Consider the following 11,671-nt stretch of genomic DNA (forward strand, 5'->3'; position numbering starts at 1 on the left):
GTCGGGAATCACCCCAGGAGCACCCCATGTCTCACTCCCCCTTCGGCCTCCACGGTCGACCGGCCGGCGACCCCGGTTTCACGGTCGCCATCGAGATCGGCACCGATCTGTACGACCTCGAACTACACCAGCAGAGCCGTCTCCTCGAGCTGACCGGCCGCCCCGGGGCGGACTTCGACCAGTCCGCCACCGGGTGCGCCCGGGTGGTCTACGAACTGCCGCACACCGGCTGGTTCGCGGCCGGAGACGACGCATTGGGCGTTCTCCGCGTCATCGAGGCCGAGTTCGACGTGTTCGGTGCGGAGATCTGTCGATCGGACCTGTGGGCGGAGGAGCCGATCTTTCCGACGATGCCGAACGAGGTCGGACGGACCCACGTCCCGAGCGAGAACGTCACCGTCCTGACCGTCGAGCTGGAGGCCGGAGCTCCGGAGCGGCCGGTCGATCTCGCAGAAGCTCTGACGAACTTCCGGTACCTCGGCCCCTCCCACTGCACCCCGGCGCCCGAGGGTCGGCATCACCTGGTGACGCATTCGCGGGGCCGCAGTTTCGAGATCACCGGGGGCATGGGCGCGAAGGCGCTCCACGCGATCAGCAACGACTGGCAGATCAACCGCGTCCGCGTCGTCGACTCGCAGACCTACCACCTCGAGCTGGAGGACCGCGCCCGCTACCACCCACCCCGCGTTCCGGACTGGCAGTTCGCGCTCGGCGGGGAGAACGGGCGGATGGTGGTCGTTCCGGACGGCTCGGCGAACCTGCACGGGTGGACCGTCGCGTCGCGGCAGTCGGACGGTCAGGAACACACCGCGGAGCTCACCCGCGACCTGGTGTGGATCGACGAGGCCGGACTGGTCAACCTCCTCGGCGACGGGGACCGCATCGAGGCCTGGACTGCAACGCTCCCCGGCAATGCTCTGCTCACGTCCTTCGCGACGCCCCAGGGCACGGAGTTTCCCGTCGACCGATGGGACGGGATGACCAACTGGCTCGTGGAAACTCTGGTGGGCAACGGGTCCGGGTTGATCGTCGACCTCGGGCCGGGTGACTACGTCGCCCCGGTGCGGGACGATGCGGACGTGGACGAGGACGAGGACGCCATCGATCTGGTCGACCTTCTCGACCCGGACGACGAGGTGATCAACGCCCAGCTGCACGTGCTCGACGACGGCGTGGTCATGGTGCGGCGTTCCCGCACCGTGCTGCGCCGCCTCCGGCTCGGCGACCACTCCGCCGACGGTCTGGAACTCGACCTGTGGCACCACGACGGTCATTTCGACGACTGCACGGACGGCTACCTCTTCACCACCGACCTCCACCTCGCCGCCAGTGCGTGCACGGCCTGGTTCCGAGACCACGGCGGTCTCGACGCCCTGGACGCCCTGGGCTGCGACTACTCCTTCCCCGACGCACTTCCCGCTACCGACCGAGAGGACGCATGACCACTCCGACACCCGACGCCCCGACTTCCACGCACCACCTTCTCCTGGCGGCGCTGCGAGCGACCGCGCTGAAGGACATGGACCCCTCCCTGCTCGTGCACGCCATCGATGTCGAGGCCGACGCGCGGGGCATCGACCGAACGGACCTCGACCACGCTCTGGCGGTGGCCTCGTACGCCCACCTCGAGCAACGGCGCACCCAGCGGGGCGACCAGGTCGCGGACCCCTACATCACGCATCCGTCGCGCAACACGCTGCGGCTCCTGCGGTACGGCTGCACCGACGCGGCGGTGCTCGTCGCCACGGCGCTGCACGATGTCGTGGAGGATCAGCCGGATCGGGTGGTGACCCTGCTCGGCGGCTCCGACGCCCTCGACGCGCTGCGACGCCACTTCGGCACGGACGTCGCCGATCTCGTCGCTGCCGTCACCAATCCCCCACGCGATCCCGCGCGCGACAAGGCCGAGCAGTACGCCGAGCACGTCACCGCCGCGATCGCCGATCCGCGGGTGTTCCTGGTCAAGCTGGCCGACTTCGTCGACAACGCCGGCAGCCTGAAGTACCTGACCGACGACGCCAAGCGCTCCAAGCTGGCCGCCAAGTACGCACCGCTGGTGCCGATCTTCGCGCGGGCCGCACACCACCACGGCGACCGACTGGGCCTGCCGCCGGAGGGCATGGCGGCCATCGACGACCACCTGCGCGCGATAGCCGACCAGACCTAGTCCGGAACGCACACCTCCGGCCGCACGGTGTGCCACCGCGTCACGGCCTGATACCGCTCACCCACGCCGAAGAGCGCCCCCTCGTGCCCGACCGGGGCGGTCAGTTGCATGCCGACCGGCATCCCCGAGACGCGGTGAAAGCCCACGGGCACAGCGAGGGTCGGCCCGTCGTGCAGCGACCAGGGATAGGTGAACTGCCCCATCCGACGCGACTGCGCCAGGACGTCGTCGCCACCGTCGATCGGTGGCACGTCGACGGGCATCGTGGGGGTGAGCACCACGTCGACGGCGTCGAACAGCGGGGCGAGCCCGTCGCAGAATCGACGACGCGCGTCGGCCGCGTCGCGCCGATCGGCCTCGGAGATTCCGAGGCCCAGCGAGATTCGCTCCAGGGTGGCCGGTTGGAAGAGGTCGGGGCGGGTGTCCAACCGCTCGCGGTGGATCCGCGCGGCGTCGTGATAGATGGCCGTGTAGACGACGTCCTGCGCCGAGGCCGCCCCCGGCACCTCGATGGGCACGATCTCGTATCCGAGCATCGCCAGGTCGTCGACGGCCGTCGAGACGGCCTCGGCCACAGCGGGATCGACGTCGGCGGTGATGAACACGTCGGGCACACCGATGCGTCGGACCGTCCGCGCGAGAGGCGGACAGGCCAGCGCCGCGAACGCGTCCGCGACCTCGCGCACCGTCCGGGCCATCGGCCCCACGGTGTCGAAGTCCGGGCTGACGGGAAACACACCGTCGTTGCTGATCTCTCCGCGGCTCGGGCGGAGGCCGGTGACCCCGCAGGCCGAGGCGGGCAGGCGGACGGACCCGCCGGTGTCGGTGCCGAGCGCGAGGTCCACGATGCCGGCCGCCACGGCCGCGCCTGACCCGCCGCTCGATCCCGCCGGTACGCGCGTGGTGTCCCACGGATTACGCGGACCGCCGGCGGCGGAGTTCTGCGAGGTGACGCCCACGGCGAATTCCGCCATGTTCAGGGTGGCGACGACGGCGGCGCCCGCCGCGCGCAGTCGGCGCACCACCTCGGCGTCGGCGTCGGCCACGCGGTCGGCGAAGAACCGGGACGCGCAGGTCGATCGGACGCCGGCGACGTCGATGTTGTCCTTGACGCCGACCCGGACACCGGCCAGCGGGCCGTCTCCGGACCCGGCGTCGTCGATCCACGTGACGACGCTGTTCACCTGCTCGTCGATCCGCTGCGAGGACGGGCCGCGGGAGGCGGCCCGTCCCCCGTTCACCATCAGGCCGCGCTCGCGCGGAGGTCGGCGGTGGCCTTCTCGTCGATGGTCCACGAGTCGACGTCGACGGCCACGCCGTAGTCCCGACGTGCGTCCTCGGCGGTGATGTACTCGTCCCACACGTCGCTCAGGACCTGGAAGGGGTCCCGCTCGAACGGATTTCCGAATCCGCCGCCGGACGGCAGCTTGATCTCGAGGGTGTCGCCGGACTTGATGGTCTCCTGGGTGACCTTGGAGTACAGCACCTCCTCGCGATCCGTTCCAGCATTGCGGGTGAAGGATCCGGAGACGCCGTCGTGGCCGCCGAGTGCACCGGCGGGGGCGTCGGACCGGTTGTCCGCCTCGGAGCCGAGGAAGGTGTCCGTCTCCATCAGCCACTTGCGCACGCTGCCGATACCGCCGCGCCACTTGCCGGGAGCCGGCGCCTCGTCGCGCAGTTCGTAGCGCAGCGCCCGCATCGCGTGGTTGAGCTCGAGCTCCTCGATGGGGTTGTTGCGGGTGTTGGCCATGAGGGCGTCGACGGCGTCCATGCCATCCTTCCCGTTACGGCCGCCGTAGGAGCCCTCGTTGATCTCGATGTACACCCAGTACGACTCGCCGTCGGGCGCGATGCCGGAGTAGGCGATGGCACACAGCGCGGCGGACGAACCGGCGATGGCATGGTCCGGCAGGACCGGCGCCAGCGCCAGGTTGATCGAGTCGAAGACGCGGTTGACCTGGGAGAAGCGCGCGAAGCACGACGCCGGGAAGTCCGGATTGAAGATCGTGCCCTCCGGTGCGTACGCCTTCACGGGGCGGAAGCAGCCGTCGTTCTGGGGCACGAAGTCCTCGGTGACGTCCTCGTCGAGCAGGATCGTGCGGATCGCCGAGACCGCTACGGGGAGAACGGATCCCTCGAACGGCACGTTGAACGCCGTCGGCACCTGGCTGTTGGAGCCGGTGAGGTCGATGAGGATGTCCTCGCCGTCCACCTGCACCCGCACGGCGACCTTCAGCGGCTCGTCGCGGTTCTTGCCGTCGTCGTCGAGGTAGCCCAGGGGCGCCTCGTAGCTGCCGTCCGGAATTTCCCGAATCTTGTTGCGCAGCTTGGTCTCGGAGTAGTCCATCCACCGCTCGCCGGCACTCATGACCGTGTCGAGGCCGTACTTCTCCAGCAGTTCGGTGAATCGCTTCTCGCCGATGCGCGAGCAGGCGATGAGGGCCTCGAGGTCGCCGCGATTCTGCTCCGGGGTGCGCACGTTGTCCAGGATGTGCTGGATCAGGTAGTCGTTGCGGACGCCGGCCTCGTAGATCTTCATCGAGTCCATGAGCTTGCCCTCGGCCCAGACGTCGACGACGTCCATGCAGAGCCCCGGGAAGTTGCCGCCGACGTCGGAGACGTGACCGGTGCACCCGGCGAATCCGATGTGCTCGCCCTGCCAGAAGATCGGAATGATGACGCCGTAGTCCGGCGAGTGCGCCGCACCGTGATACGGGTGGTTGTGCAGGATCACGTCGCCCGGCTTGTACGTGCCGGCCAATCGCCGGTTCACGCCGCGGATGTAGGCGGGGATCGAACCACAGTGCATCGGAGTGGAATCCGACTCGCACAGCTCGCGGCCGTTGACGTCGAAGATGCCGGCGCCGAGGTCCTCGGACTCACGGATGAGGCTCGAGTACGCCATGCGGTAGAGGACCTGCGCCATCTCTTTGGCCATGGACTGCAGGGCCCCGCCGATCACCCGCAGGGTGATGGGGTCGACGTCCACGTCGTTCCACGTGCGGGTGGCCTCGCCGGCGAGCGAGACTCCCGTCGTGGGCATCAGCGCCTTGCTCATGCGGACTTCCTCTCGATGATGATGTGACCGACGGCGTCGACGGTGGCGTGCTGGTTCATGCCGATGATGGTGGTGGAGTCGAACTGCTCGACGATGGCAGGTCCGGTGATCTCGTTGCCCGCCAACAGCTGTGACCGCTCGTAGACCGGGGTGTCGACCCACTCGGGTGCCGCGGTCTCGTCCTTCCAGAACAGCGCGCGAGCCGTCGTCTTGATCGCACCCGACGCGTCCGCGGTACCGCGCTCGATCTCGGCGATCTGCACGTGGGGGACGGCGCCGACGCCGGTGACGCGCACGTTGACCAACTGGACCGACTTGTCGTCGAACCGCTGGGAGTAGGTGCGCCCGTGGGCCTCGTGGAACGCCTCCGCCGTCGTCTTGACCCAGACGTCGTCGATCTCGCCGTCCGGCGCCTGGACGCGGAGCTCGTAGCCCTGTCCGACGTACCGGCAGTCGACACTGCGCTCGAGCGAGATGTTCTCCGGTGCGATGCCGTCCGCTTCGAGCTGCGCGACGGCCTGCTTGGACAGACGGTCGATCTGCTCGCGGAGAAGCTCGATGTTCGGGTCGGCCGACGACGTCCACACGGTGGTGGGCTCCTCGTACCGGATGTCGGTGGTCAGCAGGCCGACCGCCGAGGTGATGCCGGGGTGTCCGGGGACGATGACGCGCGGGATGCCGAGCTGGTCGGCGATCTGCCACGCGAACAGCGGTCCGGCGCCGCCCTCGGCGATGAGGGAGAAATCGCGCGGGTCGTAGCCCTTGCGCACCGAGTGCAGGCTGATGGCCTCGGTCATCGAGTGCGCCAGGATCTTGAAGATGCCCATGGCGGCCTCGTCGATCGAGGTGTTCAGCTTGTCCGCGATGTGCGTCTGGATCGCGGTGCGCGCGAGCTCCGGCTGCACCTCCATGGTTCCGGACAGGAAGCTGTTCTCGCGCAGCCAGCCCATCATGACCATCGCGTCGGTCGACGTCGGCTCGGTGCCGCCGCGGCCGTAGCAGGCGGGGCCGGGGACGGCGCCGGCGCTGCGCGGTCCGACGCGGAACATGCCGCCGTCGTCGACGACGGCGATGGAGCCGCCGCCCGCGCCGATGGTGTCGACCTCGGCCATGGGCACCATGGCGTGATAGTCGCCGATCCTGGTGTCCAGCAGGTGCTTCATGCGCAGCGCACCGTCCGGCGCGACGCCGACGTCGGCGGACGTGCCGCCCACGTCGAGCGTGATGACGCTGGGGAAGCCCGACGCCTTGCCGATCGCGCAGCCGCCGAGCAGTCCGGCGATCACGCCGCTGGTGAGCAGCGAGACGGGGATCTCGGTGGCGCTGCGGGAGGTGACGAGGCCACCGGCCGACGTCATGAGGTGGACGTCCTCGCCGACCTGCGCGTCGCGCGCCTTCCGGGCGAGGTTCTCGATGTACTGGCTCGTCTTCGGTCCGATGAACGCGTTGAGCGCCGCCGTCGAGAAGCGTTCGTACTCACGGTATTGCGGCGCGACCTCGCTCGAGAGGGAGACGAACACGCCGGGGAACTCCTCGGCGATGATGGCCTTGACCCGCTGCTCGTGCGTGGGGTTGCGGTAGGAGTGCAGGAACGCCACGGCGATGGCCTGCACGCCGCGCTCGCGCAGCAGTCGAACCTGCTCGCGCACCGCGTTCTCGTCCAGCGGGGTGAGGACGTTGCCGGCGGCGTCGATGCGCTCGGGCACCACGCGCCGGTTGCGGCGCGGGACCAGCTGCCACTTCTGCCAGGGCAGGTCCTGGTAGTTCGAGTAGTTCAGCGGGCGCTTCTTGCGGGCGATGTGCAGGAGGTCGCGGAACCCCTCCGTGGTGATCATCCCGACGTCGCACCCGTTGTGCTCGAGGACGATGTTGGTGGCCACGGTGGTGCCGTGGAAGAACATGTCGATCTCGGACGGGTCGATCCCGGCGCGCTCGGCCAGGACGGCGATGCCGTCCATGGTGCCGATCGAGGGATCGTGGTTGGTCGACGGCGTCTTGTGGACCACCACCGTGCCGTCGTCGTCCCACAGCACCAGGTCGGTGAACGTGCCACCGACGTCGACTCCGATTCGTTTCATGTGCCATCCGTTTCTGCTGTCGGCGCTCGCGTGCGGAGCGGAAGGTCGGGCCGTGCGAGGCCGGTGCCGAAGATCCGAGATCGCGACCGAGCCCGTGCGCGGGCTCGACGTCGACGACTCGGAGGTGATCGTGGCCACCCCGATCGGGTGACACGAGTCATAGTGCTCCACCTCTGTTTCGAAAGCAATACCTCAGATGTTTCGGGCGTGTGAAGCCTCGATCCACCCCTGAGATCGGCCCATCTCCGACCTGTTACTCCGAAAGAGCCGATCTTTACCCGTTTCCGCGGGACACGCTCATCCCCCGCCGCGGACCCCGTCCGCGCGCTACGCTCGGGCGGTCTCGCCCCGGCGAACCCCCTGACGGAAGGCCCGCTCGACGTGACCGACACCCCGACCAAGTCCGGCCCCGCCTACGCGGTGCTCGCCGCGCGGCTGCGTGAGCGCATCCTCTCCGGCGACCTCCAGCCCGGCGAGCGCCTGCCCGGCGACGCGGAACTGACGGCGGAGTTCGGCGTCGGACGCAGCACCATCCGGGAGGCCCTGCGGTCGCTGGCGAGTCAGAACCTCATCCACACCACCCGCGGGGTGACCGGCGGCAGCTTCGTGGCGACCCCCAGCGTCGGGCACATCAGCGAACATCTGGAGACGGGCGTCGCGCTGATGACGGCGGCGGAGACCGTGACGGTCGATCAGCTGATGGAGGTGCGCAACCTCATGGAGGTGCCGGCCGCAGGGCTGGCCGCGTTCCGGCGCACCGAGGAGGACCTGGCGCAGCTGCGGGACACCATCTTCGACCCCACCGAGACGCAGGGACCCGACACCTTCGCCAAGAACCAGGAGTTCCACCTCGTGCTGCTGCGCGCGAGCCGCAACCCGCTGCTCGAGCTCATCACCGCCCCCGTCTTCCGGGTGCTGTCCAAGCGTTTCGGTCGCGACCATGCGCCCGAGGGATTCTGGGAATGCGTCGACCACGACCACCGCGCCATTCTCGAGGTGGTCGAGGCCGGCGATTCGATGACCGCGATGAACGAGATGCGACGACACCTCGACCACCTGGGCGGCTCCTACCGGCAGATGGACACGTTGCGCACCTCGTAACCCGCAAAAGATCTGCTTTTTGGTTCGACGAGCGCTACTCCACCTCGCCACATCGTGCGGAATTGCCCTCTTGACGCCGTAATCATCTGATGTTTATGGTCGACGCACTGGCTTCGCCGACCCGACACGAGGAGATTCCGTGGCAACCCACCCGGCCGTTCTTGGGCGCTTCTTCGAGGATTACGTGGTGGGGGACGTGTACCAGCACCCCCTGGGCCGCACGATCACCGAGACCGACAACACGTGGATCACGTTGCTGTCGATGAACACCAATCAGAACCACTTCAACGCGCACCTCGCCGCGCAGAACCCCATCACCGAGGGCCGCGTGATCGTGAACTCGGGATTCACCGTGGCCGTGGTGCTCGGCATCTCGGTGCTCGACATGAGCCAGAACGCCATCTCGAACCTTGCGTTCACCGACATCAGGATGTCGCACCCGGTCTACGAGGGCGACACCATCTACGCCGAGAGCATCTGCACCGGCCTCCGCAAGTCCGAGTCGCGCCCCTACGCCGGCATCGTCTCGATGATCACCCGCGGCCTCAATCAGGATGGCGTCGAGGTCATTTCGTGGAAGCGATCGGTCATGGTCGCCACGCGCGAGAGCGGCATCGGCCAGAACTATTTCCCCGAAGCACAGAACGGGCCGCTGCAGCTGCCCGAGGAGAAGGGTGCCACCGCATGAAGCCACTCGAGGACGTCCGCATCATCTCGCTCGAGCAGTACGGCGCCGGCCCGTTCGGCAGCCTCCATCTCGCCGACCTCGGGGCCGACGTCATCAAGATCGAGGACCCGAACGCCGGCGGCGACGTCGGCCGCTACGTCCCCCCGTTCAACGAGGGCGAGGACTCGCTGTTCTTCGAGTCCTTCAACCGCAACAAGCGCAGCCTCTCGCTCGACCTGTCGACTCCGGCCGGGCGCAGCGTGTTCGAGGACCTGGTGCGCGGCGCCGACGCGGTGTACTCCAACCTGCGCGGCGACGTCCCGGCCAAGATCGGCATCACCTACGACGATCTCAAGCACCTCAACCCCGCCATCGTGTGCTGCAGCCTCACCGGCTTCGGCATGACCGGCCCGCGGGCCAAGGAACCCGGCTACGACTACATCCTGCAGGGCCTCGCCGGCTGGATGTCCGTCACCGGTGATCCGGACGGTCCGCCCACGAAATCCGGTCTGTCGCTGGTGGATTACTCCGGCGGATTCGTCGCCGCGATCAGTCTGCTGTCCGGCCTGCACGCCGCGCGTCGCGACGGCATCGGCGGCGACTGCGACGTCTCGCTCTACGACACCGCGATGAGTCTGCTCACCTACCCCGCCACGTGGCACCTGAACGCGGGCTTCGAGCCCGTGCGGACCAAGAACTCCGCCCACCCGTCGCTGGTCCCGTTCCAGGCGTTCGAGGCGAGCGACGGCTGGCTGATCGTCGGCTGCGCGAAGGAGAAGTTCTGGGAGCGCCTGGTGGTCGCCATCGGCCGCCCGGAACTCGGCCAGGATCCCCGCTTCACCAGCTTCGCTCTGCGCGGACAGAACAAGGACGTCCTGCTGCCGATGCTCGAGGACACCTTCGCCACGAACACCGTGGCGCACTGGTTGTCCCTCCTGGGCCCGGCCGGAGTGCCCTCGGGACCGATCAACGACGTCGCGCACGCCCTCACCGAACCCCACACGATCGCACGCAATCTCGTCGTCGAGACCGAGCATCCGGTGTACGACACGGTGAAGCAGGTCGCCTCGCCGGTCAACTTCGGTCCCGAGCGTCCGACGTACCGGCGCGCCCCGCGTCGCAACGAGGACTTCGCCGACGTCGTGAAGGAGCTGGGATACGACGCGGACCGAGTGGCAGACCTCTCGTCGGGCGGTGCCTTCGGACCCGTCGAGGCCACCGTATGACCTCGACCGTGCTCGCCGAGTGGGCGGCCGACCTGGGTCTACCCGACCTGTCGCACGACGTCCGCCACGCGACCGCGCGGCACCTCATGGACGGCGTCGGGAACGCCATTGCCGCAGCTCGTCTCGGCTACGGCCGGCCCGCGTGGACGGTGGCCACCGCGCTCGGCGGCCCCCCCGAGGCCCGGCCGCTGACCGGGACGCAGGCACTGTCGGCTCCGGCCGCCGCCTTCGCCACCGGCGTGATGGTGCACGCGCTGGACTTCGACGACACGCACGCCGGAGCGCTGGTCCACGCCACCGCCGTCACCCTCCCCGCCGCCATCGCGGTCGGCCAGGAGCGCGCCGCGTCCGGTGCCGACGTCCTGCTCGCCGGGGCCATCGGTCTCGAGACCGCCTGCCGTCTCGGCGCCGTCAGCCCGCACGGATTCCATTCCGGCGGTGTGCACGCGACGGGCGCCGTCGGTCCCCTGGTCGCGGCGCTCGTCGCGGGCCGGCTGTCCCGGCTCCCGTCGGCGACCCTGGTTCACGCACTCGGTATCGCCGGGTCGTCCGGCGCCGGCCTGCTCGAGTTCCTCGACACCGACGCCGACACCAAGGCTCTGCACCCCGGCTCGGCGAGCCTGAACGGCGTCCTCGCCGCACGCCTCGCCGCGGCCGGCGCCACCGGACCGTCGTCCGTGCTCGAAGGACGCCGCGGCCTCTACGCCGCACTGACGTCGCGGCCCGCCGACTTCACCGCGCTCACCGACGGTCTCGGAACCCGCTGGGAAGCAACGCGTATCGGCATCAAGCCGTACCCGAGCTGCCAGTTGATGCACGTCGCTCTCGACGCGGTGTCCGCCGCCGTGGCCGGTCACGACGTCACCGCGTCCGACATCGCCGACGTCGAGGTGGCCGTGCATTCGGACTCGCTGCCCATCGTCTGCGGCCCCAACGCCGGTGTCGCGGCTCCGCGGAGCACCTACGACGGCAAATTCGATCTGCCGTGGAGTGTCGCTGCGCTGCTGCACGACGGCGTCGTCGACGTCGCCACGTACACCGACGAGTCCATCGCCCGCCCCGACGTGCTCGCGACCGCTCGCCGGGTCCGCTCGGTCGAACTGGTCACCGACGGCCCTGCCGCTGCCGCGCCGGGCCGCGCCGTCGTCACGCTCACGGACGGCCGTGTGCTCACCGGCGCCGTCGACGGAAGTCGGGGCAGCGCAGCGCTTCCGCTGTCCGACGACGACCTCACCGACAAGTTCCTGGCAAACTGCGGCCACCAGCCCCGGGCGAAGGAACTGTCCGCCCGGCTCCTCGGCCTCGCCGGCGAATCGGACCTCACGGCCGTGCTCGACCTCGCCGCCGCCCTCGCCTCCTCCTCCTGAGACAGTC

General features: G+C 69.2%; 9 protein-coding genes. 6 read left to right on the forward strand and 3 right to left on the reverse strand.

The genetic code is table 11. The features are described from left to right. Positions 1-26 precede the first annotated feature (26 nt). Both RC2_RS19235 and RC2_RS17350 read left to right on the forward strand, forming a co-directional pair. The gene (locus tag RC2_RS19235; protein WP_245811170.1) at positions 27-1,442 is read left to right on the forward strand and encodes a hypothetical protein; all 1,416 of its coding nucleotides are present in this window, start codon (positions 27-29) and stop codon (positions 1,440-1,442) included. Continuing rightward, positions 1,439-2,167, forward strand: a complete 729-nt coding sequence (locus RC2_RS17350) for an HD domain-containing protein (protein WP_068151223.1) — start codon at positions 1,439-1,441, stop codon at positions 2,165-2,167. The genes RC2_RS19235 and RC2_RS17350 overlap by 4 nt, the downstream gene beginning before the upstream one ends. Here RC2_RS17350 and RC2_RS17355 read toward each other — a convergent pair. The 3 genes from RC2_RS17355 to RC2_RS17365 are packed head-to-tail and all read right to left on the reverse strand — an operon-like array spanning position 2,164 to position 7,303. Beyond that, the gene (locus RC2_RS17355) at positions 2,164-3,411 is read right to left on the reverse strand and encodes an amidase (protein WP_082895674.1); all 1,248 of its coding nucleotides are present in this window, start codon (positions 3,409-3,411) and stop codon (positions 2,164-2,166) included. The genes RC2_RS17350 and RC2_RS17355 overlap by 4 nt on opposite strands. After that, positions 3,411-5,225: a hydantoinase B/oxoprolinase family protein gene (locus RC2_RS17360; RefSeq protein ID WP_082895673.1), complete on the reverse strand. Its 1,815-nt coding sequence runs from the start codon at positions 5,223-5,225 to the stop codon at positions 3,411-3,413. Before RC2_RS17360 ends, RC2_RS17355 begins: the two co-directional genes overlap by 1 nt. Further along, positions 5,222-7,303: a hydantoinase/oxoprolinase family protein gene (locus RC2_RS17365; protein WP_068151220.1), complete on the reverse strand. Its 2,082-nt coding sequence runs from the start codon at positions 7,301-7,303 to the stop codon at positions 5,222-5,224. The genes RC2_RS17360 and RC2_RS17365 overlap by 4 nt, the downstream gene beginning before the upstream one ends. A 381-nt stretch (positions 7,304-7,684) precedes the next feature. On the opposite strand from RC2_RS17365, the gene RC2_RS17370 reads away from it, so the two are divergent. The 4 genes from RC2_RS17370 (at position 7,685) to RC2_RS17385 (ending at position 11,664) form a co-directional block, all read left to right on the forward strand. Continuing rightward, positions 7,685-8,404, forward strand: a complete 720-nt coding sequence (locus RC2_RS17370) for a FadR/GntR family transcriptional regulator (RefSeq protein WP_174552347.1) — start codon at positions 7,685-7,687, stop codon at positions 8,402-8,404. A 139-nt stretch (positions 8,405-8,543) separates the two neighbouring features. Beyond that, positions 8,544-9,092, forward strand: coding sequence for a MaoC family dehydratase (locus RC2_RS17375; RefSeq protein ID WP_068151216.1), 549 nt, complete (start codon positions 8,544-8,546; stop codon positions 9,090-9,092). After that, positions 9,089-10,297 carry a CaiB/BaiF CoA transferase family protein gene (locus RC2_RS17380; RefSeq protein WP_068151213.1) on the forward strand — a complete coding sequence of 403 codons (1,209 nt, stop codon included), beginning with the start codon at positions 9,089-9,091 and terminating at the stop codon, positions 10,295-10,297. The genes RC2_RS17375 and RC2_RS17380 overlap by 4 nt, the downstream gene beginning before the upstream one ends. Continuing rightward, entirely contained in the window at positions 10,294-11,664 is a 1,371-nt protein-coding gene (locus RC2_RS17385; protein ID WP_068151210.1) for an MmgE/PrpD family protein, read from the forward strand. The genes RC2_RS17380 and RC2_RS17385 overlap by 4 nt, the downstream gene beginning before the upstream one ends. The last annotated feature ends 7 nt before the right edge of the window (positions 11,665-11,671 follow it).

The sequence above is a fragment of the Rhodococcoides corynebacterioides NBRC 14404 genome (assembly GCF_001894765.1).
Lineage (GTDB): Bacteria > Actinomycetota > Actinomycetes > Mycobacteriales > Mycobacteriaceae > Rhodococcoides > Rhodococcoides corynebacterioides.

Bases quoted from the DNA above. Each gene is read 5' to 3' on its own strand.
- RC2_RS19235 (WP_245811170.1), top strand. From the start codon at position 27: ATGTCTCACTCCCCCTTCGGCCTCCACGGTCGACCGGCCGGCGACCCC.
- RC2_RS17350 (WP_068151223.1), top strand. From the start codon at position 1,439: ATGACCACTCCGACACCCGACGCCCCGACTTCCACGCACCACCTTCTC.
- RC2_RS17355 (WP_082895674.1), bottom strand. From the start codon at position 3,411: ATGGTGAACGGGGGACGGGCCGCCTCCCGCGGCCCGTCCTCGCAGCGG.
- RC2_RS17360 (WP_082895673.1), bottom strand. From the start codon at position 5,225: ATGAGCAAGGCGCTGATGCCCACGACGGGAGTCTCGCTCGCCGGCGAG.
- RC2_RS17365 (WP_068151220.1), bottom strand. From the start codon at position 7,303: ATGAAACGAATCGGAGTCGACGTCGGTGGCACGTTCACCGACCTGGTG.
- RC2_RS17380 (WP_068151213.1), top strand. From the start codon at position 9,089: ATGAAGCCACTCGAGGACGTCCGCATCATCTCGCTCGAGCAGTACGGC.
- RC2_RS17385 (WP_068151210.1), top strand. From the start codon at position 10,294: ATGACCTCGACCGTGCTCGCCGAGTGGGCGGCCGACCTGGGTCTACCC.